This is a genomic window from Planococcus sp. S3-L1 (assembly GCF_030063085.1).
GTDB classification, from domain to species: domain Bacteria; phylum Bacillota; class Bacilli; order Bacillales_A; family Planococcaceae; genus Planococcus; species Planococcus kocurii.
The window spans coordinates 46,429-69,230 of the sequence record NZ_JASISN010000014.1 but is presented as its reverse complement, the minus strand read 5'-3'; the positions used below and the strand labels follow the sequence as shown (position 1 = coordinate 69,230).

The window sequence follows — 22,802 nt, the reverse complement described above, 5'->3', positions numbered from 1 at the left end:
AAAAATTACATAGGTAATTTTTATCCTAAAGCAAAACTAAGTAACCACTATTTTCAATCTTTTTAGTAAGGCATGACCCTATTATATATATAAATACCTAATATTTCAATGTAATTTTCTAATAAATTAGAAATATCAGATATATTTACCTATTTAACATCCCGAATGCTATTAAATCAAGCTTTCTAAGTTGTTTTATTATTCTTTTTTTTTAGAAATTAAAGGCATTTTTTAGTTTGTTAGTTATCTAGACATCACGTGTTTGCAATTTACTTGTTTGCTTATCAAAAATCCACATTAAAAAACCACTTCTGAGAAATCATTTGATTTCTCAGAAGTGGTTTTTTAAACTGTAATTATTTTTTGTGGACAACTTCTTTATATTGTTTTGGTTGAAAAGAATGTTCAAGCGGTGAGTTGTCTGCCACTGCCTGGAGTACTTGACGATATTTGTTGATAGAGGTAGCTCTCGTTAAATTTTCCTCAAGATAAGCACGACCTTTTAAGCCCATCGCTTTTAGTTCCCTTGGATCTAAGCTATGCAAATAATGAATAGCGTGAATAACACCCTCATAATTTTGCGGTTCAATGACCACTCCTGCTCCACTTTCAAAAATCAAACGTTGCACTTCGCTTCCTTGTTCCAAAACACCGAGAACTGGTTTTCCTGCTGCCATAACCCCATAAATTTTACTTGGCACAGAAACACCTTTAATGCCTTTTTGATTGACAACTAAATGAACATCCGCCGAATTCAATGAATACTTGAGAAATTCTTTCGGTTGATAAGGCAAAAACTTCACGTTTTCTAGATTTTTTTCAGTTACATATCGTTGAATCCGCTCTTTTACAGCGCCTTCTCCGATAAATAAGAAGACAATATCAGGCTGCTCCCTAAATTTGTCCGCCACTTGAATCAAGTTCTCTAGGTCGTAGTAGAGCCCTAGATTTCCTGAGTACATGACAATAAACTTGTCCTTTAAGCCATGCGTCTCCAAAAATCCACGTATCGCAGGCTCGCTTTTTTCAATTGGCACAATAGCATCTTCATCTGTCCAATTGCTAATAACGGTATAATTTGGCACTGTCTCATCTTCAAAACGGCCTCTCAAGGTTTCCGCCATGTCCTCACCGACGACCAGCACTTGGTCTGCGTAACTGCAATTTAGTTTATCGATTATTTTCGCGATTTTAAAAACGGACTGATTGTTAGTATAGGCCACTGCCTGAGCTTGTTCGGGATTAAAGTCATGAATACTATAAACATGCTTCGAACGTTTCAACAACTTACCAATAGTGCCGATCAATCCACCTAATACAGGGGGCTGAGAAATCGTGAAGATGACATCGGTTCCTTTTTCTTTCAATAAAGCAATATTGGCCAAGAAAAAGTAAGAAGAAATATACTTTAATCGACTAACTTTCGAGTTTTTATTCACCTCGGGTAGTTTAATGCGAACTACTTTAATCGTTTCTACATATCCCTCTTCAAAGAGTTTTTTGCTTTGATGATTTTCGCCGGCATACCCTGGCTGCGCTGCAATTACCGTAATCGTAAAATCTTTTTGAAGATACCCAGTCAGTTCTGTCATCAACTGACTGGTCGCAGCTAAATCCGGATAAAAATAATTAATCACAAAAGTAATTTTCTTTTTACGTAGCATATGGCACTTCCTTTTCCAGAGAGCATGCAAAAAAGCCGTCTCCATTTAAAGTTTGTCAAAAATGGCAACTACAGAATCAGTGTATTTGTCTTCCGTATAAAATTCTTCAAATGTTTCTCGGCTCACCCTCCCAAGGCGCATACGTTCTGCATCATCAGATACCAAAGCTTTGATCGCAGTTTTGACACCTTCAATTGTCGGTTCAACGACAACTCCGCAGTCTTTGATCAATTCTGCGATGATTCCCCGGTCTGAAGAAATAATCGGCAATCCAGCGGCCATTCCTTCGATAATGGACATCGGCTGACCTTCTACTTTGTATTTAGTTGGCAGAGCCATCATATCTGATTCTAGGAAAAAGCGTTTTTTCTCTTCTCCTTGCTTGAGACCATGGTATTGAATATGCTGCTCCATCTCATTTGTCGCAATATAGCGTTGTACTTCTTGAAATTCACTTTCGTTTTGAATTCCACCAACTAAGTCTAACCGAAGATTATGGCCTTCTTTGATCAAAGCAGTCGTTGCTTTGATTAGTTCGACATAGCCTTTTTCGAACATCAGATTACTTAAATACAAAAGAGAAAGTGGTCCGCTCTTCTTCGCTTGACCCACTTCATTTTTTAAGATGAAGTCTGCAGGTATGCCGTTAGATACTACTTCAATGCGGTTGACATAACCGCGATAATTAGTTGACAATTTTTCACCTAACACAATGCCGACATCAATTTTTTTCAGCGTATTGACAACAAATTTTTCTGTGATTCCAGAAGTTGCGTCAATCGTCCCACCTAAATTGTTCCCATGCAAATGACTCACTACTTTGCCGCGTCCTACTACTTTACAGGCTTGAATCATTACACAATCTCGTAAAAGTCCCATTTTTGTTTGTGAAATTGAAATATACAAAATCGGATTTTTCATCCGAAGGGACAGCAAGATCGAATAGCCAATGGCAAAAGAATCGTGAAACAATTTATCAAAAGAAAGGGCGCCAGGATGTTCAAAATCTTTGCGACTTAAATTGATTTTTTTCACTTTATACTGCCTGTGCAGCCTATCAGAATTGTATAAAGATTGAAGAGCGATACTCTCTCCTAATATCGGAGGTGGCAAAGGTCCAACAAAAATTAAATCCCTTTTTTTTGTTCTAGTCATTCCAAATCCCCTCCTCGAACTAAGCTCTACTTGCCCGCTATTCATGTGTATCAAATGCTAATGAGGATCAGTAGAGTTTAACGCAGGTTTGTCTACTAATTCTTTTTCGAACGATGAAATAATAAAATAAATAAGAATAAAAATAGGTAAGATAATGACTAACGGCTTAATGAAATAAATAAAACCATACCAAAATACGCGCGCAATGGTTAGCACAATCCAGTAATAGCCTAGCGCCAAACCAAATTTCCCAAACAGTTTTTTTAGTACAAAGGCTGGTATGAAAATAACGGCATACGTAACAAATGGCGCTGCAATCAGTCCAAGGACTTCGTAATTTAAGTAAAATTCACCATATACAAACAAGCCATAATTTGTATGAATCAGCGAAGCAACGAGATGAGCCGCTTGCGGACTCTGGGCTTCAATTCCAAAAAAAGACGGAATGAGCTGAGGGATGTAATCGATGAGCGTATAGTAATTGCCATAGCTTTGAGTGACCTCAATGGCAGCCGCTGTTGAATAAACCAAATCTTGAACAGTCGGGTAATTAATGAGAATTGATACAGAATCCACAATTGCTTCTACATCAAAAATGAGTCCCGAATGCCTAACCAAACCCAAATAAGAAAACACCAGCAATCCTCCTGCAATCAATGCTGCTTTTTTAAAGGAAAATTTTGACTTCACCACATCCAGCTTTTTAGTTGCAGTTAACAACATATACAGAATGAGCAACAACCCTAAAATATCAACTCTCGCATAATGCGATAACAACCAAAACGGCACAAATAATAACGCGAATTTTCGAATAGCACTGCCTTTAACACCCATTAGCACAAAGAAATAGGAAATTACGACAACAGAATTCCAAGCATTTCCCGGCAATAAGCTAGGCGACAAATCCTTATAGGCTAAGCCTGGCAGATCAGGTAAGTAGATAATAGAAGAGACGATAGCTAATGCACTGAACACCCATGTCGCCAATAAACTATGAACCGTCCCTGAATAATAGGACAAAATTTTAGCATCGTAATTGCTATAGGTTTTATTGGTCATCCACAGCAGTATCGACCAAATGTAGTAGAAAAACAGCGCACTAAATGCCAGTGTATAAAAGTGTTTTTCAATGAGGTGAGTGCGGTCATTGAATAATGCTTGCACTTCTCCTATCGGTGCAAAGCCCAGTATGCTAATAATGGGTAAAAACAGCAGCACTAACGAAAAAGAAGCAAAACCTATTTTGAAGATGTAGATGTCCATAACTAATTTAAGAGAAAAAATAAGCAAAATGAACAGGTTCCATGGATCTTCACTATTGAAAGTCTGGCCTAAGTGAAGTAAATAATAAATCACTGAAATCCCAGTTATTAAATTAACGATGATAAACAGGACTTTTTCAAATCGATCATCGGCCTCAATATGCTTTTCCATCGTCTCATCCCTTTATTTATGATTCCCTTTGCGACAACCCAATTTTTACCTACCTATTTCAAGAAGGTGCATCCACAGATAGAAGATGAGATTTTTTATTGGTTTTTTTGGATTGTGTATAGAGATAGACTAAAATCTTCAAATTTAAAAAAGTAGAAATATAATAGAAGAGAAACTTTAATGACATTCGATTATTTTTGAACGCTTCTATCAATATATTTCTAGACAGCTTTATCGTTTCTTTGTTTTGATCCGTAATGCCAGCTCTGAAAATAACTTTCCAAATGGTTAAAGCAAAACGATGAAAAGTGGCTTTGCGTTGTTTTCCCGCTAACTCTCTGTACTTTTCAAAAATACTCAAATGACCACTGAGCACCGAATTTACATTCGTTGTGATGCGTTCACCACTGTGATGATAAAACAGCACAAGACTTTCTTTAACAAAATCAAACTCAGTGATTTGCGCTAGTCTTATGTACAAATCCCAGTCCTGGCAACTGGGCAAACTAGAATCGAAACCTTCCGTTTGATCTAATATGTCTTTTCTCACTAATACAGAAGAAGTCGTGTCAATATAATTAAATTCAAACAATTTGGCTAATATATCACCTCGAAACTCAGGAATTATTTTACGAGTAGATTGATTGTTTTCGTCCACTACTTGAACTCCCGTGTAGATTACACCTACATTCGGTTTTCCTTGAAATTGTTTTAGTTGTTTTTCCAACTTTTTCGGAAGCCATTGATCGTCTGAATCTAAAAAGCCAATATAATCTCCTGTGGCTCGTTCGATCCCAGTGTTTCTAGCTTCCGATCCCCCTTTGTTCTTACTATGTTTAAGATAAATAATTCGTTCATCCGCCATCTTCTCTACGACTTCTGCTGTATCATCTGTCGAAAAATCATCAATAATAATGATTTCCAAGTTCTGATGACTTTGGTTTTCTAAACTTTTCACTGCTTTTTTCAGCAACGCTGAACGATTATACGTCGGAATAATAACGCTAACTTTATCATTTGAAGCCATCATTACATTCGATCCCCCCACTCGGATAAGGAACTTCCCTTCGACTAATACTCAACGATCGTAGTTCTTTCTTCTTTCAACAAATTGCAGTCGTGCGTGACCATGATTTCTACAAGTTCTTCAAATGACGTCGCAGTTGGATTCCACCCAAGTAGTTTTTTCGCTTTTGAAGGGTCTCCCAATAGTTGATCAACTTCTGACAACCTGAAATATTCGGGATTGACTTCCAGCACAACGTCTCCTGTTTTTGCATTGATGCCTTTTTCGTCAATTCCTTCTCCTTGCCATTCAATTTCAATTCCTGCATGTTTAAAAGCAAGCGTCGCAAATTCACGAACTGTATGCATTTCTCCTGTCGCAATGACAAAATCTTCAGGCGTCTCATGCTGTAAAATTAGCCACATGCATTCCACATAATCCTTAGCATAACCCCAGTCCCGCCTAGCATCCAGGTTACCAAGCAACAGTTTATCTTGTTTGCCACTGGCGATGCGTGCGACTGCCATCGTAATTTTTCGCGTTACGAAGGTTTCACCACGACGCTCTGATTCGTGGTTGAACAGAATGCCATTGACTGCGAACATATCATAAGATTCACGATAGTTTTTCGTAATCCAGTAGCCATAAAGTTTCGCCACACCGTAAGGAGAACGAGGATAAAATGGCGTCGTTTCCTTTTGTGGAACTTCTTGCACTTTGCCGTAAAGTTCTGAGGTAGAAGCTTGGTAAATTCGCGTTTTTTTCTCTAGCCCTAAAATACGTACTGCTTCTAAAATACGTAAAGTTCCAATGCCATCCACATCTGCTGTATATTCAGGCGTCTCAAAGGATACTTTTACATGAGACATTGCTGCTAAATTGTAAATTTCATCTGGTTTAATTTCGCTAATTAACCGAATAATATTAGATGTATCGGTCATGTCCCCGTAATGAATATAAAAATTCTCACTCGACTTTAGTTCTTCAATATATAGGTGTTCAATACGTCCCGTATTAAAACTAGAACTTCTACGAATAATGCCATGGACTTCATAACCTTTGTCTAGTAAGAAATCTGATAGAAACGAACCGTCTTGCCCGTTAACTCCTGTAATCAATGCCTTTTTCATGATTTTCCCCCTCAAGTGGTTATGGTTGTATTTTTTTCTACATGTTCTAAAAACCATTTATAAGCTAACTCTAAGCCATCATCTAACGAAATTCCCGCTTCCCATCCGAGGCTTTTTAGACGACTAACATCTACTAATTTGCGCGGAGCTCCATCAGGTTTTGATGTATTAAAGACGATTTCTCCTTGGTACCCAACCGTTTCCCCAATTTTCTCTGCCAACTCTTTAATCGAAATATCTTTCCCCATTCCGATATTGACCAAATCATTGCCGCTGTAAGTATTCATCAAGTAAACCGCAGCATCAGCCAAATCATCTGAGTAAAGAAATTCTCGTTTTGGCGCTCCCGTTCCCCATACCTCTACAGTCGTTACGTGATTCATTTTCGCCTCATGGAATTTCCGAATTAATGCGGGTAGAACATGGGAACTCGTTAAATCGAAATTATCATTCGGTCCATATAAATTTGTTGGCATAATCGAAATAAAGTCAGTGCCGTATTGACGGTTATAGGATTGGCACATTTTAATACCGGCAATTTTGGCAATTGCGTAAGGCTCATTCGTCGGCTCAAGTTCACCAGTCAACAACGAGTCTTCTCTCATCGGCTGTACTGCTAGTCTCGGATAAATACACGTACTGCCTAGAAACAGTAGTTTTTTCACATTATTTTGGTAAGCTGTATCAATCACATTTGTTTGAATCATTAAATTATCTCGAATAAAATCTGCTGGATAATCGTTATTGGCAACAATGCCACCTACTTTTGCAGCAGCTAAAAATACATAGTCAGGTCGCTCTTTTTGAAAGAATGCACTAACCTGACCGGCTTTTGTCAAATCCAATTCTTGGCTAGTCCGAAATACGAGATTCGTATACCCATTTTTCTGTAGGTTTCTCACAATTGCAGAGCCTACAAGGCCCCGATGTCCAGCTACATAAATTTTTGAATCTAACTTCATAAGTACCCCACCTTTTTTTCAGCCTATGCCATTATGAGTTCATGGATGCTGGAATTTATTACATGTTCCTCAGAAAAAAGATAATTAGTAGCTATAAAACCTTTGTACCCAAGACTATATACTTACTAATTGATTTTATTTTCTTATTCTAACACATAATAACCTAAATATTACAGATTATTTAGACTATTTGATAATTAATATGAATTCTCTTTTATTTTAACAACAAACTTTCAACCAACTTGCTAAAACTTTTTTCATACATAGCGATCGGACTCGTCTCCCCCAGCTGGTTGCCGTATTTTTCTTACCCTTCTTTAATCATCGTTCTTTTTTGAAAAAAACTCTTTACTTCTATTACTAGCTCACGTTGATTTAAGAATACTAACAAGCTGTAAATTAACATTCCGATAATGACATCGATCGTCATAATACCAAGTGGTCCAACTTTCGTTAGCTGAGTATTTAGGATATACAAAGGCGCTAACATAATAACTGAGTGAATGACCGGCTTAGCAATTGCTCTATTTAGTTCACTTAAACTATCACCAATAATTTGACGAATCCTGACAAAATAACTGACATAAAATAAAACCAGTCTGAGTACACCAACCGCTAAGGCAACAATAACGACACTTCCTGATAAACCGGCGAAAAAGACAACAATTGGAATAATCGCTAATTGAACCAGTTGCCAGTAAAAGCTCCATCTTACTTTCCCCACTGCAATAAATAAGCTGCCACTTGGATTACCCAAAGCTTTGAACAAAGCATATAGACAAAGGATTTGAATAATGACTGTGCTCTGTTTCCAGTCATCTCCAAGCACTACCGGAACTGCATACGGCGCTAACACTACTACTCCTGCCAATAACGGTGCATTAAAGCTCGTTAACATATGAGTTATGAATAAATAGGTTCTACGCAACTTGCTTTTATCCAGCTGAATTTTCGAAAACACCGGAAAGGCTACCCGATTAATCATGGAATTTAATTTCTGAACCGGCTGCATAATTAGGTTCATGGCCATGCTGTAATAACCAAGTGCCGCTGAACCAAGAACAATGCCGACAATCATTTGATCAATTTTCGTCGTGAAATAATTGATGCTGGTCGATCCTAGACGATACATACCAAATGCGACAAATCCTTTAATAGCGGCCCAAGAAAATAGCCATTGTGGTCTCGTTTCTGGATTTCGGTATCCTTCAATTATCCACGGAACACTCCTAAACACTGACATAACGATGTGGCCATAGACTAAAGACCACGGACCAAGATTTGTAAAAATAGCCAAACAAATAGTCAGCATCACACCAGTAGTTGTTGCTAAAATTTCATTTTTTGTAATTTGCAGAAACTCCAACTTTTTTGTGGCAAGTGTTTGGAATTGTAATCCAAACGGTAAAATGAGAAAGCTAATGCCCACTACTTGAATCATCGACGTTAAGCTCGGTTGATCAAACAACCCTGCAATTAAAGGAGCCGCAAGCAATAAGACAATAAATAGCACCAGTCCAACAAAAATAGAAAACCAATACAAACTTGATAACTCAATTTTGGTGATTTTTTCTTTCTGAATAATAGCATCGGTTATTCCCATCTCCAGGAATAATTGTGAAAACTGAATGACAATTTGGACCATCGCAATTAGTCCGAACACTTCTGGCCCCAATACTTTACCTAAAATCAGCAATTGAGCGATTTGAAGGACACTGGTTACGAGCATGGAAATGGAAGTGAGTTTTACACTACTTGCTGCTTGGTTTTTCAAAGACGCCATAAGTCATTCCTCTAATCGCGTTTAATATAAAATCTTCTTCCACATATTCCGGCGCTGCTTTGGAAATATTCCATAAGGTTTGTCTGCTGCAAAATCTTCTGGAAATCCGTTCAGGTCAAATGAATCATTAACATTTGGTGGAAGTTGTTCATATTGATACAAAAACTCAAAATCAATAAGTTTTAATCCATCAGAGCTCAGCAAGATATTTCCGGGATGAAAGTCAATTAGCGCATAGCCTTTATTGTAGAAAAATTCATTTATCGTAAAAATCTCCTGCTTATGTTTTCGTTTTAGAATTTGCTTTTTAATATGCCAACTTTCAGTCAGTCGATTGGTTTTCAAGTACGGAACGATAATGTAATTCTCCCCACTGTCTAGCAGCTTCGGAATAAAATCACACTCCTTACTCAATTCTCCGTAAACAAATTTTTCTCGTTCCAAAAATCGTTCTCTACCCGCTTTATACGTTTTCTTCACCGCTTTATTTCCTAGATATTCAATAATCTCTACTTTAGCGCGTCGCTTTTTTTCTGAAACGTCTGCAATTACTTTTTCCTGCGTTCGATAAGCTTCATCCCAACAATTGATGACGTTTTTAACTTCATTTACGAGATCAGGAGCAACTGCAGCGATATAATCCAGCGCTTCAATTTCATCATCGGCGCTGTGAAGTGGATTAGCACGTTGTTCTTTGGACAATGCACCATTAATTTCCGAGCGCAGCTGCTCTTTTAGTAAGTAATGTTCATTTGAGACATGCGGATATTTTTTCTTCATTTTTGAATCGAGTTGTTTTGGATGATAATCATACATGACCAGTAAAGTGGAAGGCTTGCCTCCACTAACTGGCCATGGACCTTGCCCCCAATTTCCTCCCCTCAAATTTTGCGAAGCGTTTCTTTTTTGTTCATCATCGAGTTTGATTGCACGAATTAAACATAGACCATTACGTTCAAACCAGTCGATCATGTAATCTGTCAGTTGCCGCTGTTCTGCCCATTCCCGAACGACAAAAACCATTAATTCGCCATCCTTCTCAAAATGATGTTCACTTGACTTGATAACAGACTCTAACCAATTGCCACTGACTCCAATAAGCTTCCGAATGGTATCTGTCGAAGGTGCCCAGCCTTGTTCCTCCAGAAACTGATGAAAATAAGGCAAACTAATTTCTTCAAGAGAATTACCCGTTTCAGCTGCAAGTTGCTGAAGAACTGCTGGATAATCATGATCTTGAGGCATTTTTATAACACGGCCTTCTACATTTGCTGGAATTCCTGATTTTTCACCTTTATGATAAACTGCGTGATACATCAGACTAAGAAAATAATGAATGTTAGACGGTACGTAATACTTGTTGTTCCACAGTTTTTTTTGGTCCAATATGGTTTCAGCAAGATAAGGTGGGTAATAGGCAATATTTTTAAAGTTACTGCCTGTCAGACCCCCTACGCTATAAATATCAAACGGCAATATGCCGACTTTCTCATTTAACAGTTCTCTGACTTTTTCAATATGTCTATCTGAAACTAGCAGATCGACATCTTCGTTAAGGTCTAGAAAAGGAAGTTCATTAAACCAGCGCAATACAACGTAATCCAGTTGGCGTTCGTTAAGAAGCTTGAAAAAAGAATCAAGTCCAAGTTCCGGTGACAAGTATTGTCGGGCTTCTTTGTCCTTTTGATGATCTCGTTTAAAGACAACGGTCGCTTTTGTTTTTCCCAAACCGTCAATAAAGGACTCAAAATAGAACGTCCATTTTTTCTTTCTCGCTAGTTTGTAAGCCCAAAGCGGCAAGAAACTGGCACGATCAACAATGTTAGACGGAATGAAAAGAATTAAATTTGCTGATGAATGAAACGCATTTTTCAAATCTAAAAAATCAGCGTTATTCATAATCAATACTTCGGCATTGTTTTTATACGTTAGCGTCTTTTCAGTCGCATAATACAGCTCTGGATCCTGTTTACCACTTGATTTACGTCGACAAATTCCAAGAAAGTTTTTATATCCTGAAGTTGCTAGCTGTTTTTTCAAACTGCTGGTTTCAGCATTGTATTCCAGTATTTTCACTGCTTGTTTGTTCGGATAAGAAGCCGTTATATACTCGCTGATTGTTGGCTGATTTGCCATCATTCCATTCCTCCTCGTCCACCGGCATACTAGACTATGCACATTTGTTATTTTCTTGCATACTGCCTGTCGAAATACTGTTGGTATTCCCCGCTGATGATTTGTTGCCACCATTCCTTATTTTCCATAAACCAATCGATTGTCTGAGCAATGCCTGTTTCAAAATCATAAACAGGTTGCCAACCCAATTGCTCAATTTTTGTCGGATCGATTGCATACCGTTTATCGTGACCTAACCGATCTTCAACAAACTCGATCAGGTCATGTGATTTGCCTAAAGTCTCAATAATCGTCCGCACCACTTCCAAATTCGTTTGTTCGTTGTGACCGCCGATGTTGTAAACTTCGCCAATTTCCCCGCTATGCAACACTAAATCAATCGCTGAACAATGATCCAGAACGTGCAACCAGTCACGAACATTTTTGCCATCGCCATAAACAGGCACTTTCTGGTCATTTAATACGCGTGAAATTGTTAACGGAATTAGCTTTTCTGGAAAATGATAAGGACCATAATTATTAGAGCAACGCGTAATGTTAACTGGCAAACCGTAAGTCTCGTAATAAGCTCTGACCAATAAATCCGATGACGCTTTACTGGCACTGTAAGGACTACTTGGCTGCAACGGTGTTGTTTCGGTAAAAAAAGTTGTCGGATCGAAATCTAACTCTCCGTATACCTCATCCGTCGAAACGTGGACAAACTTTTTGATCGTTGATCGTTTTGCGGCATCCAGCAACACTTGTGTGCCTAACACATTTGTCCGGATAAAAATTTCTGGCTCTGTAATCGAACGATCTACGTGGCTTTCTGCTGCAAAATGAACAATATAAGTAAAATCTATTTGCTCAAATAGTTCATTAATTGCCTGCCGATCTGCGATATCAAGACGAACAAAGCTATAATTTTTTCCATTTTCGATTTTCTGATGTTTTGTTAAATCCCCTGCATATGTTAGTACATCTAAATTGTAAATATGATAATTCGGATATTTGTCGGCCATATATTGGACAAAGTTCCCCCCAATAAAACCTGCCCCACCGGTTACTAATAGGTTTTCCATAGGTGTGCTCCTTCTATGAGTTATTGGGCAACAATGTATTTCTCGGCAACAACGATTTTTCAGAAGCAATATCTAATAAATACTGCCCGTAATCCGTTTTTTTCAAAGGCTGCGCTAACTCTATCAATTGCGCTTGGCTAATATACCCTCTCCTATATGCAATTTCTTCTAAACAAGCGACATATAACCCCTGTCTTTTTTGAATAGCTTCGACAAAGTTTGAAGCTTCCAGCAAAGCTTCGTGCGTCCCAGTGTCTAACCATGCTAGTCCACGCCCCATAATATTGACATTCAATTCCCCGCGCTTTAAGTATTCATCGACAACAGAAGTAATTTCTTTTTCTCCGCGCGCTGAAGGCGTTATGCTTTTAGCGATTTCAACAACTTGATTGTCAAAGAAATAAAGACCTGGAATAGCATAGGAAGATTTTGGCTGTTCTGGTTTTTCTTCTATAGAAACGATATTTAATTCATCATCTATTTCAACTACCCCATACGCTCTCGGGTCCGCTACGTGACAGCCGAAAATAATGCTACCTTTCGTTAATTCTGCAGACTCTTGTAACCTGCTACCAAAATCCGAGCCATAAAAAACGTTATCGCCCAATACGAGCGCAACCGTTGAATCCCCAATAAAACTCTCACCAATTGTAAATGCTTCAGCCAATCCGTTCGGTTCTTCTTGGATTGCATATTCCAGTTTAATTCCTAATTTTTGTCCATTACCGAGCAAGCTTAAAAATCCAGAAATATCTCGTGGTGTTGAAATAATTAAAATTTCTTTAATTCCCGCAAGCATTAAAACAGATAGTGGATAATAAATCATGGGCTTGTCGTAGACAGGCAGCATTTGTTTGGAAATCGATTTTGTTAGCGGGTAAAGACGCGTACCCGTTCCACCAGCTAAAATTATTCCTTTCATCATAACTCCCTCATTTCTTATAGTTGAGATAGACTTTTTTGCGTCACATGAAGTTCTTGGATGATGCCGCAGATCGCTGCGACCGAATCGGTTGATAATGCCCCGTAATAAGGCATGGCCAACACTTGCTGAACAGCCTTCTGACCATTCGGCAAATTTTCCGGTCGTGCTGACGGTAAATCGCTGTACCAGTCAAAATCACTACATAAAGGATAAAAGTACTTTCTGGCAAATACATTGTGTTTTTGAAGTTCGCGATGAACATCGTCTCTCGACTTCCCAAATTTAGCCTCATCAATTTCAATAACAAAATACTGATAGCTGCTCGCTCTATCCTCAAGAGTCGTCAAGACTCTAATGCCTTCAATAGCTGCTAAATGCTGTTCATACACTTTTTTAACGGCATGGCGCTTGGTTCTTTCTTCGTCCATTACTTTTAGAACTTCTAGCCCAACGCCTGCCTGGACTTCGTTCAACTTAGCATTTAACCCTGACAGCACTACTTCTTCAGAATTAGCAATTCCAAAGTTTCTCAGTAAATCCAGTTTTTTGACGAGCGCTGGATCCTGATAAACTAGTGCACCACCTTCAATTGTGTTGAATAGCTTTGTCGCGTGAAAACTGAACATGGTCATATCTCCAAAACTGCTAATCGGTATCCCGTTTATTTTCGATCCAAAAGCATGAGCGCCGTCGTAAATTACTTTTAACCCATGCTTATCCGCAATTGCTTGAATTTTTTCCACATCGCACGGATTACCAAATACGTGAACACCCAAAATGGCACTTGTTTTTTCAGTAATTAAGGCTTCGATTTTATCGGCATCAATATTAAAAGTAACAGGGTCAATATCGCAAAATACCGGCGTCAAGTTGTTCCAATCTAGTGCTTGTACAGTTGCTGGAAATGTAAATGGCGTTGTAATGACTTCACCTGTTAACGCTAAAGCTTTCAATCCGAGCAATAACGCTAACGTACCGTTATTGAACATAGACAAGTGATCCACTTCTAAGTAAACTTTCAGCTTGTCGCTCAACTCATTGTGTTGTGCACCAAAATTCGTTAATTGCTTACTGTCCCATACGGTCTTTATCCGTGCTGTAACGTCTGTGATGTCTGGCAGTAACGGTCTAGTCACATAAATCGGATGTTCAAAAACTTTTGCCATTCCATTCCCTCCCTCAATGTCAACCTACTTTTTTCTAAATCATCCCGTCTTAGCGGGTTTTATCTTTTTTATGACCGGTACCAGTAACTTGTAGACCGTATCGAATTCTTTGATGTCAAACAATTTGCACATCGTAATGTACAGAACCACTCCCATTCCAATTTGTATGGTGAGCGTTAAAAGTTCTGTAAACGGCAAGAGATTGCCAATCCCATATACAACAGATCCCATAACAACTGAAATCGTAAAAATCGGTAACAAATCCAGGAATTGTTCTTTCGTACTGTAAGAGATTTCACGTCCCGAAAAATAAACATTAATAAATAGTGATATAAACGAATCTAATACAACCGTTGCTACTAATGCCGTGAGACCTAAGTCCATCCAAATAACGGTAATAATCAACAGTGTTGGAACAATCGTTTTAATAATTTCTAAATATAAGAACAAATCCGAGCGTCCTTTTACTTGTAAAATATTTAAATTTAAGGCATGAATCGGATAAAGCATACCGGCAATGGCTAGAAGCTGAAAATAAGGAACCATATCTATCCATTTGGCACCGAATATTAAAAGAATGAGTGGCTCTGCAACAGCTGCAACACCTACCATGAGTGGAAAGATTAAAAATCCTGAAAGCTTAATGACCTTCTTAAAACTTTGTTTTAATCGCTCTTCTTGATCTTGAATACCACTTAACACCGGGTATGTCACACGTTGAATTGTCGCCGTTAAAGACTGCGTCGCGACATCGCTAAATTTTGCAGCATTGGTGTAATACCCGAGAGCACCGGCTGAATATTGTTTACCAATAATCATGTAGTACACATTGTTATAAGCCGTGTCGATTAATCCAGAAACAAGAAGTTTCCAACCAAATCCGAATAACCTTCGGAATGATGTCATGCTAAACGTTAACGAAGGCAGCCACTTTCTAGAAAAAACGAGAAGTAGCGCTTGAATTAAATTCATCAAGAGCATGCGGATAACTAAACTCCAGACACCATAGCCTGTCATTGCCATTGCAACTGCAACTACACCTGATAGAATACTGGCAGCCATATTGACTTTTGCCTGTACTTTGAAGTTCACTTCTTTTGTAAACATTGCCCGGGGAATAATTGAAAATGCATTAATGATGACACCTAGCGCCAATACTTTAATAATGGATGTTAGTTGTGAGACTTCAAAAAAACCGCTAATTAATGGAGCAGAAAAGAATAATGCAGCATAAATGACGATGGATACACCTAGATTAAAATAGAATACCGTCGAATAATCGGTTTGATTGGCTTTTTGATCACGGATTAACGCTTGTGTAAATCCGCTGTCTACAAGTGAATTTGATAACGCAACAAAGACTAAAATCATTCCAATAATCCCAAAATCCTCCGGCATGAGTATACGTGCCAAGATAATTTGAATGATAAACTGAATGCCCTGATTTCCCATCAAGTCTCCGAAGCTCCACAGCAGTCCACTGATTGTCTTTTTTTTCAATGAATTTTCCTGTTTCATCTGCTGGCTCCTATCTGAAAAACTATTTACTCAAACCTATTGGTAACTTGGTCGAATTAATAGTACTCATCTATTGTTATTGATGTTCGAGACATTAAGAAAAACAACTTTACTTAAAACGCTTTGACCAGAAAACTTAATACTCAGATTTTTGAGTCCGGATTTTATTTTTCAATTAATTATAGGTAAATGAAATCTAGTTAACCTCTAAATTATTAATCCTCCATTTCAGATACACTACTTTGTGCTTAATTCTAATTCTTAATTTTCATTCTATCACACTACATGTCATAAATAACAGATAATTTAGATTATTTTTTATTTTAATTAAGCAAATTATTCCACTTTATTTTGACAAAATGAAAATACATTCTTTTTTTGATGAATTTCACGCGTAAAATTCAGGTTTTTTCTGGTATATCCTTCCTGTTTCTTGTTATTTTCATCGAATTTATTTTTCCAGACTCGTTATAGGTCTATTTTGCTAATTAAAAATCAAAACAAAAAGGAATTGGTTATAAAACAACCAATTCCTTTTTGTTTTTCGTTAGTAAGCAAGCTTTTTTAGCTAACAGGTACTTCAAATTGTGATTTTTTTAAAGATTCTTCTGAAAAATTCAGGTTTTACGTAAAACTGTCTATAACCTGTTTTCATGGTTTCCTTTATTTTCAGCTGTTTTAGCAGCACATAAAAACGATCCCGACGTTTTGTTCGATTGATGACTTTGTCGTATTTAAAATGAGTATAGCTATTAACTTCATCGAGTAGGTTTTCAACATCTTGAAGATGTTTTTTCTTTGCAGAGATGCCACACAGTTGTGTATCTGTCCAAGAGCCTTTAACTTCTACTCGGTATGCAGCCATATTCCGGTCCATGTAATAAACCGTCCCGTTTAATGCGCCACAGATGACCAGTGGATAATCGCCAATAGTAGCATTTAGGTAATACTCAGGCATCTCAGAAATTCTGTTACGAGAATACAAAATTGAATTGGTAGCGAATAGTTCGCCTCCTCCTTCAATCACTTCTTCTACCGAATAGATTTTGTCCTTATGACTTGGTCGAACCGTAGCAACGGTTTTTTTAGTTATGGCAGAGACCTTTTCTGCAGCATGTACGCACATGCTGCACTCAGGGTGCATTTCCATATAATCCACTTGTATTTGCAGTTTCTCTGGATCGGTCCAGTAGTCATCTCCTTCACAAACCGCCATATACTTCCCTAATGCACGTTCGTTAGCAAGTAACTCGAAAGGGATATTTTGGGAATATTGATTTTCGGTCTGATAGATCGGTTTAATAATATCTGGATACTGCCGTTCATATTGCCTGATGATAGCAGCTGTTCGGTCAGTAGATGCATCATCATGAACTAAAATTTCAAAAGCAAAATTTGTTTTCTGCATTAACATACTATCTAATGCCTCCGCTATAAAAGCTTCATGATTATAACTGTTGCATTCGATACTCACCATTATCTCACTTGTCATAAATTACAGCCCCCTCCCAGTTAAGCATATTTTGTCAGCAGCTATAACGAATTCGTCCAACTTTCCACTGTCAGATTCAACTGAACAAAATTCCGCTAATTCATTTACACAGTTTCTATCTTATCATAGAAACTTATTGTAAATTGATTATTCTGAAAAATAAACAAAAAATTTACAATTATGCAAGTTTTCAACTATTGTTTGTCAATGACAATGAAATTCTCTTGCTGGTATTTTACCCTTAAACTCTCATCGCGCAGAATCAGATTGTTTTTTTCAACCGTATTGCCTTGCACGATATGTCCGTTTCCAACATTGATATAAATTCCACGCTCTGAGCTTTTTCTCGGATTGATCGCCAGATTATGAAGAATGCTAATATGATGACTCGGCGTCATCAAATTAGCACCTCCGTCACCTGGCCTGACGGCGATATTGTATTCATTGTTGTAAACCAAATTTCCTTTAATGACATTCGACTCTGCTCCATTTTTGACATCAATACCGTAATAAAAACCGCTAACCATATTTTTTTCAACTTTACTGTCTTTTTCACTTTCTACCGTAATGCCTTGTTGATCGGTATAGCCTGGGCGATTTTCTGTCACTACGCAGCCTGTCACCAGGTTTTTCTTACCTCCCCCAAATAACGAAAGGTGGCCATCTCCAGAGTTTCTAACGACACAGGACTCGATTGTGTTGTAATCTGATGCAAAATTAATAATACCGGAACCATAATTGGATTCACTCGTCACATTTCGAACAATATTGTTATTGGCGTGGTGCAAGTGAATGCCTTGAGAGTAATTTTTGGTATAGACGTTTTCAATCGAACTTTCTTGGCTATCTTGAAGCAGGATGGCAATATTGGAAGTTAATGATCCATCCGGTAGTTGATCCCCCATCAAAAAACCACCCTTTAAATGAACATCCGCAGTAGCCATAATCCAAAAAACACCATATTTCCCTGCTGATTCCGTCTTGAAAATCGCTTGATCCATCATAATGGTAATCGGCTTGGAAATTTTCAAGGCAAAAAAACTATCTCCGTATCCTGTACTCGCTTTTAAATCAGGATTTTTGGTCAATTTATAAATACCCGGTGGAATGTGCATTGTCCCACCTATTGGCGTTTCATCAATAGCTCGCTGTATTGCTTTCGTGTCATCCGTCAGACCATCACCTTCTGCTCCAAACTGTATTTTTGCATCAATTTTTTCTTCAGGTAAGAAAGAGCTTTGTCCCATAATAAATACAGCAACCATTCCACAAATTCCTAGTACACAAAGAAGCCTACGAAAAATCTTCTTGTAGGTCATCAACATTTCTCCTTCCACCTCAACACTACATCGAAAGGGTATAGCATTGCTACACACCGTTTAATGCTAGTATAAGCTAACCTTTCTTTAAATGCACATTTTTCTGAATACTATTTTCTTTTAAAAATAACCATTTACTCCTTCATTTTGTACTGTATTTAAAATTTTTATGTAGTTTGATGGATAAACGAATGATTTACCCCCTCGCATTTACCTATAATATCAGCTACAATCAATAGAGAGTTTAATTTAATTGAAAATTTAGTTATATCTAGCAAGAAAATGGATTCTACATGACTGAACTTAGAATAGAGAAGATGAAGTTTAAAATGTATCCTACCAATTTGAAGAAATGAGGTTTTATTTTGAGGGATTTATTTTTGACAAAAGATTATATTGAACTTTATGAAAAGATGGAAGGAGGAATTTGCGAAGTTTTCGAATTCGAACATCCTCTAGGATCGGTCTATCACCAATTTATCAAAAGAGAAATTCCAGTCTCACTAGAAGGTGGTCCTTATTTTGACCTACTGACGCCTTATGGCTACGGAGGTCCTATCATTACCGAATTAGCGGACAAAACTCGTAAGGATGAACTGATTACGCAATTTTCTCAAGCTTTTCAAGATTATTGTCAAAGACACAATATCGTCAGTGAGTTTGTTCGCTTTCATCCAATTGCCGGCAATGCTGAAGATTTCAAGTCCTGTTATACGGTTCTTTTCAGGCGCCATACTACAGGCGTCACGTTAAAAGGGTTTGAAGATCCTGTACAGGAAGAATTTTCAGGCTCAACACGCAAGAGAATTCGAAAAGCATTAAGAGACGGTGTGACTTATCGAATTACATTGAATCCATCTAACTTAGATCAATTTCAAGATATTTATCTCGCCACAATGAAACGCGTTGGTGCCGCCGATTTCTACTTGTTTGATCGTGAATACTTTTCAAAAATTCTTGATAATTTTGGTGATCAGCTACTATTAGTTGAGGCCATTTTCGATTCTCAAGTGATTGGTGCAGAGCTCCATTTCCATTCTGGCAATGTCATCCATACTCATCTTTCTGGCACCGTTGACGGCGACTTTAATCACCTGTCACCTGTTTACGTCATGACCTACGCCATTGTGTTATGGGCTAAAGAACAAGGCGTGGAATATATTCATTCAGGTGGCGGTGTTAATCCTGGTCCCGATGACACGCTGTATTTATTCAAAAAGAAATTTGGGAAGAATACGGAATTCGACTACTATGTTGGCAATAAAATATGGGACCAACAAGTTTACCAGCAATTACTAAAAGAAACAGATGCCAATATTGAAAGCGAACTTTTCCCAGCCTATCGATGGCCATAAACCCAAATGAAGAAGTCCCGAAAACCGGTAAGCAGCTAATCCTGCTTACCGGTTTTTTAATGAAGGAATAGACATGATTAGTTTATAGACCGTCTTCAGTTCCCCGACGTTTGCAATCCAACAGGCCGTCACGTAAACGACTATTCCAGCCGTAACCTGGATTGTCAGTTGGAAAAAAACTGGAATTTTCAACATTTCGCCAAGTGTCCATACGACACCGCCCATTCCTAGAGACAGCAAGTACGTTGGAAGTAAGTCACGCACTTTTTCTTTCGCTGGATAGGCCACTTCTTTTTTAGAGAACTGACAGTTAACGAAAAATTCAAGGTACGTATTCAAAATTGCCGCTACGATCAACCCAATAACTCCTAAGTCCAGGACAATAGCAACTGCCAGTAGCACGGTCAACGACGTTTTATTGATTATTTCCAAAAGAAGATACAAATCAGATCGGCCTTTTACTTGAAAAATGCTCAGATCGAGAGCTAAAATTGGGTAGAGCATTCCCGCGATGGATAACAATTGGAAGTAAGTGACCATCGGAAGCCATTTTTCACCAAACACGAGAAGTACTAGCGGCTCACCCACAGCTGCCATACCTACCATTATCGGAAAGATCAGAAAAGCTGCGAGCTTTGTGATGTTTTTATAAGACTGTTTTAAGCGTTCATTATCATCTTGAATGCGACTAAGCACTGGATAAGTCACTCGTAGAATAGTAGCAGCTAGATTTTGTGAAACAATTTCACTAAAACGAGATGCATTTGTATAGTACCCTAATTGTGCAGTGGAATATTGCTTGCCGATAATCAAGAAATAAACATTGGTATAGAAAGTATCGATCAAACCTGAGACGAGAAGCTTCCAGCCAAAACCGAATAATCGTTTGAACGAGGTGACGCTAAACACGAATGATGGCATCCACTTTTTCGATAGCGTAAACAACAGAGATTGAATGGTGTTCATCGACAATTGCCGTAGCACCAAACTCCAAACACCATATCCTGCCATCGCTAATCCAACCGCGATAAGTCCCGATAGAATACTGGAACTCAAATTAATTTTTGCTTGGACCTTGAAATTCACTTCTTTAGCGAATATCGCTTTGGGTATAACGGCAAATGAGTTGATCATAATACCGATAGACAATACGCGAACAAGCTGTACGAGTTGTGGCTCATCAAAAAAGCGACCAATACTTGGTGCTGCCGCGTAGAGAATCCAGTAAATCAGGACAGCAATCAAAAAGTTAAAGTAAAAAACCGTTGAATAATCCGTTTGACTCGCGTTTCGTTCTCGTATTAAGGCTTGCGTAAATCCACTGTCGACTAAGGAATTCGACAATGCAATAAACACCAGTATCATGCCTATTAACCCAAAATGTTCAGGCAACAGCATGCGTGCCAAAATGATTTGAATAAGAAACTGAATGCCTTGATTGCCGACTAAATCCCCGAAACTCCACAGCAGACCGCCGATTGTCTTTTTTTTCATTGACGATTGTGGTTCCATTTACCGGTCTCCTATTCTCCTGTTCGCCTTATCCTTATCGAATCATTTTCCACTTTACTTTTCGAAGCGTATTTGTGATGGTTGGAAAATACCGTTTCATCTCCAAAACTATTCGTTTTTTCATACTGAGCTCTAAGTAAATTTTTCGGTGGTCCCCCTGCTTTATTTCTTTAAATTTCCCCTGATCCAGTAAACGTAAAAACTGATAGCGATTTTTCGCCTTAGTCAATGCATCGTTATACATAAAATGGGTGTATTCGTTAATCTCGTCGAACATTTCTTCCATATGATGATAATGGTTGATCCGCTTTGTACTGGTCGCTAACTCCCGTTCTGTCCATGAGCCCTTTACTCCTACTCGATAAGCCGACATATTGTCATCCAAATAATCTACCGTTCCATGAAGCGCGGCTAAAATAACCAACGGGTAATCTCCTACCACTGCATTCAAGTAAAACGGGGCAAGTACAGCTATTTTTTCTTTGGAATAGACCATGGAGTTTGTCGCAATCAAGTCGCCGTCTCCCTCTATCACGCGTTCCATGGAAAAAACGGCATTTCCATGCGCCGGTCTTACCGTAGATAGAACTTTCTTCTTGTCTGAAAGAACACGGTCTGCCGCATGCACCGTCATACTACAAGAAGGATGAGCCTCCATATAGTCAACTTGTTTTTGCAATTTGTAGGGATCTGTCCAATAATCGTCACCTTCACAAACAGCGATGTATTTTCCTTGAGCCCGGTTGTGATTGAAAAGTTCAACTCGGACTCCTTTTGAATATTGATTGTGGGTTTGGTAGATTGGGTTAATTAAAGAGGGATACTTATTTTCGTATTGTTTGATTACGTGAGGACTATGATCAGTTGAAGCATCGTCATAAATCAAGATTTCCACATCAAATGTTGTTTCTTGCATAAGAAAGCTATCAATCGCGTCAGCTAGATAATCTCCGTGATTGTAGCTCGTGCAGACAATGCTGACCACTGGGTTAGTTGTCATAAGCTCCACTCCTTCAAGTTTGAGTAAGACAGATTACGAAATTAAAAAATTTTATAAAAATACCTAGAAGAATGGAGTGTGCAGGTAACAGCTCGAACCAACATTTTATACTTATAGCTAGTACCTTTTTTATTTTAGCACACAATAAAAAATAAAGACAAAACATTCTAATTTTTCAGAA

Annotated in this window: 17 protein-coding genes; 1 reads left to right on the top strand and 16 read right to left on the bottom strand. The window is 38.2% G+C overall.

Annotated features, from left to right (window positions below):
• Window positions 1-356 precede the first annotated feature (356 nt).
• The 14 genes from QMF37_RS13095 to QMF37_RS13030 all read right to left on the bottom strand — a co-directional run bounded on the left by QMF37_RS13095 (window position 357) and on the right by QMF37_RS13030 (window position 18,754).
• Window positions 357-1,664, bottom strand: coding sequence for a glycosyltransferase family 4 protein (locus QMF37_RS13095; RefSeq protein WP_071153315.1), 1,308 nt, complete (start codon window positions 1,662-1,664; stop codon window positions 357-359).
• A gap of 45 nt (window positions 1,665-1,709) precedes the next feature.
• The gene (locus QMF37_RS13090) at window positions 1,710-2,819 is read right to left on the bottom strand and encodes a glycosyltransferase family 4 protein (RefSeq protein ID WP_283478479.1); all 1,110 of its coding nucleotides are present in this window, start codon (window positions 2,817-2,819) and stop codon (window positions 1,710-1,712) included.
• A gap of 57 nt (window positions 2,820-2,876) precedes the next feature.
• Window positions 2,877-4,253, bottom strand: coding sequence for a hypothetical protein (locus QMF37_RS13085; protein WP_283478478.1), 1,377 nt, complete (start codon window positions 4,251-4,253; stop codon window positions 2,877-2,879).
• A 58-nt stretch (window positions 4,254-4,311) separates the two neighbouring features.
• The gene (locus tag QMF37_RS13080; protein ID WP_283478477.1) at window positions 4,312-5,283 is read right to left on the bottom strand and encodes a glycosyltransferase family 2 protein; all 972 of its coding nucleotides are present in this window, start codon (window positions 5,281-5,283) and stop codon (window positions 4,312-4,314) included.
• Window positions 5,284-5,324: 41 nt separating this feature from the next.
• Window positions 5,325-6,389: a GDP-mannose 4,6-dehydratase gene (gene gmd, locus QMF37_RS13075; RefSeq protein ID WP_283478476.1), complete on the bottom strand. Its 1,065-nt coding sequence runs from the start codon at window positions 6,387-6,389 to the stop codon at window positions 5,325-5,327.
• Window positions 6,390-6,400: 11 nt separating this feature from the next.
• Window positions 6,401-7,351, bottom strand: a complete 951-nt coding sequence (gene fcl, locus QMF37_RS13070) for a GDP-L-fucose synthase (RefSeq protein ID WP_071153318.1) — start codon at window positions 7,349-7,351, stop codon at window positions 6,401-6,403.
• A gap of 307 nt (window positions 7,352-7,658) precedes the next feature.
• On the bottom strand, window positions 7,659-9,134 hold the full coding sequence (locus QMF37_RS13065; protein WP_283478475.1) for an MOP flippase family protein: 1,476 nt from the start codon (window positions 9,132-9,134) through the stop codon (window positions 7,659-7,661).
• 21 nt (window positions 9,135-9,155) lie between these two features.
• Window positions 9,156-11,273 carry a protein kinase family protein gene (locus QMF37_RS13060; protein WP_283478474.1) on the bottom strand — a complete coding sequence of 706 codons (2,118 nt, stop codon included), beginning with the start codon at window positions 11,271-11,273 and terminating at the stop codon, window positions 9,156-9,158.
• A 44-nt stretch (window positions 11,274-11,317) separates the two neighbouring features.
• On the bottom strand, window positions 11,318-12,334 hold the full coding sequence (gene rfbB / locus QMF37_RS13055) for a dTDP-glucose 4,6-dehydratase (protein ID WP_283478473.1): 1,017 nt from the start codon (window positions 12,332-12,334) through the stop codon (window positions 11,318-11,320).
• A gap of 13 nt (window positions 12,335-12,347) precedes the next feature.
• Entirely contained in the window at window positions 12,348-13,256 is a 909-nt protein-coding gene (gene rfbA, locus QMF37_RS13050; RefSeq protein WP_078080630.1) for a glucose-1-phosphate thymidylyltransferase RfbA, read from the bottom strand.
• 17 nt (window positions 13,257-13,273) lie between these two features.
• Window positions 13,274-14,425 (bottom strand): DegT/DnrJ/EryC1/StrS family aminotransferase, encoded by a 1,152-nt coding sequence (locus tag QMF37_RS13045; RefSeq protein ID WP_058384601.1) that lies wholly within the window; start codon window positions 14,423-14,425, stop codon window positions 13,274-13,276.
• Window positions 14,426-14,464: 39 nt separating this feature from the next.
• The gene (locus QMF37_RS13040; protein ID WP_283478472.1) at window positions 14,465-15,943 is read right to left on the bottom strand and encodes a lipopolysaccharide biosynthesis protein; all 1,479 of its coding nucleotides are present in this window, start codon (window positions 15,941-15,943) and stop codon (window positions 14,465-14,467) included.
• Window positions 15,944-16,523: 580 nt separating this feature from the next.
• Window positions 16,524-17,435 carry a glycosyltransferase family 2 protein gene (locus tag QMF37_RS13035; RefSeq protein ID WP_071153320.1) on the bottom strand — a complete coding sequence of 304 codons (912 nt, stop codon included), beginning with the start codon at window positions 17,433-17,435 and terminating at the stop codon, window positions 16,524-16,526.
• A 194-nt stretch (window positions 17,436-17,629) separates the two neighbouring features.
• Window positions 17,630-18,754, bottom strand: coding sequence for a right-handed parallel beta-helix repeat-containing protein (locus QMF37_RS13030; protein ID WP_078080845.1), 1,125 nt, complete (start codon window positions 18,752-18,754; stop codon window positions 17,630-17,632).
• Between the two features lie 365 nt (window positions 18,755-19,119).
• Between QMF37_RS13030 and QMF37_RS13025 the strand changes: the two genes are divergently transcribed.
• On the top strand, window positions 19,120-20,109 hold the full coding sequence (locus QMF37_RS13025; protein ID WP_058384597.1) for a GNAT family N-acetyltransferase: 990 nt from the start codon (window positions 19,120-19,122) through the stop codon (window positions 20,107-20,109).
• 45 nt (window positions 20,110-20,154) lie between these two features.
• Here the strand turns inward: QMF37_RS13025 and QMF37_RS13020 are convergent, their stop codons facing one another.
• A complete protein-coding gene (locus QMF37_RS13020) occupies window positions 20,155-21,621 on the bottom strand; it encodes a lipopolysaccharide biosynthesis protein (RefSeq protein ID WP_283478471.1) in 1,467 nt (488 codons plus the stop codon).
• A gap of 34 nt (window positions 21,622-21,655) precedes the next feature.
• Complete coding sequence (locus QMF37_RS13015) at window positions 21,656-22,621, bottom strand: glycosyltransferase family 2 protein (RefSeq protein WP_078080632.1); 966 nt, start codon at window positions 22,619-22,621, stop codon at window positions 21,656-21,658.
• Window positions 22,622-22,802: the final 181 nt, after the last annotated feature.

What these genes read in the sequence shown, in the direction of transcription:
- gmd (WP_283478476.1), bottom strand. Translation starts at nt 6,389, where the DNA reads ATGAAAAAGGCATTGATTACAGGAGTTAACGGGCAAGACGGTTCGTTT.
- fcl (WP_071153318.1), bottom strand. Translation starts at nt 7,351, where the DNA reads ATGAAGTTAGATTCAAAAATTTATGTAGCTGGACATCGGGGCCTTGTA.
- QMF37_RS13080 (WP_283478477.1), bottom strand. Translation starts at nt 5,283, where the DNA reads ATGATGGCTTCAAATGATAAAGTTAGCGTTATTATTCCGACGTATAAT.
- QMF37_RS13045 (WP_058384601.1), bottom strand. Translation starts at nt 14,425, where the DNA reads ATGGCAAAAGTTTTTGAACATCCGATTTATGTGACTAGACCGTTACTG.
- QMF37_RS13035 (WP_071153320.1), bottom strand. Translation starts at nt 17,435, where the DNA reads ATGACAAGTGAGATAATGGTGAGTATCGAATGCAACAGTTATAATCAT.
- rfbB (WP_283478473.1), bottom strand. Translation starts at nt 12,334, where the DNA reads ATGGAAAACCTATTAGTAACCGGTGGGGCAGGTTTTATTGGGGGGAAC.
- QMF37_RS13030 (WP_078080845.1), bottom strand. Translation starts at nt 18,754, where the DNA reads ATGACCTACAAGAAGATTTTTCGTAGGCTTCTTTGTGTACTAGGAATT.
- QMF37_RS13015 (WP_078080632.1), bottom strand. Translation starts at nt 22,621, where the DNA reads ATGACAACTAACCCAGTGGTCAGCATTGTCTGCACGAGCTACAATCAC.
- QMF37_RS13065 (WP_283478475.1), bottom strand. Translation starts at nt 9,134, where the DNA reads ATGGCGTCTTTGAAAAACCAAGCAGCAAGTAGTGTAAAACTCACTTCC.
- QMF37_RS13060 (WP_283478474.1), bottom strand. Translation starts at nt 11,273, where the DNA reads ATGATGGCAAATCAGCCAACAATCAGCGAGTATATAACGGCTTCTTAT.
- QMF37_RS13020 (WP_283478471.1), bottom strand. Translation starts at nt 21,621, where the DNA reads ATGGAACCACAATCGTCAATGAAAAAAAAGACAATCGGCGGTCTGCTG.
- QMF37_RS13085 (WP_283478478.1), bottom strand. Translation starts at nt 4,253, where the DNA reads ATGGAAAAGCATATTGAGGCCGATGATCGATTTGAAAAAGTCCTGTTT.
- QMF37_RS13090 (WP_283478479.1), bottom strand. Translation starts at nt 2,819, where the DNA reads ATGACTAGAACAAAAAAAAGGGATTTAATTTTTGTTGGACCTTTGCCA.
- QMF37_RS13095 (WP_071153315.1), bottom strand. Translation starts at nt 1,664, where the DNA reads ATGCTACGTAAAAAGAAAATTACTTTTGTGATTAATTATTTTTATCCG.
- rfbA (WP_078080630.1), bottom strand. Translation starts at nt 13,256, where the DNA reads ATGAAAGGAATAATTTTAGCTGGTGGAACGGGTACGCGTCTTTACCCG.
- QMF37_RS13040 (WP_283478472.1), bottom strand. Translation starts at nt 15,943, where the DNA reads ATGAAACAGGAAAATTCATTGAAAAAAAAGACAATCAGTGGACTGCTG.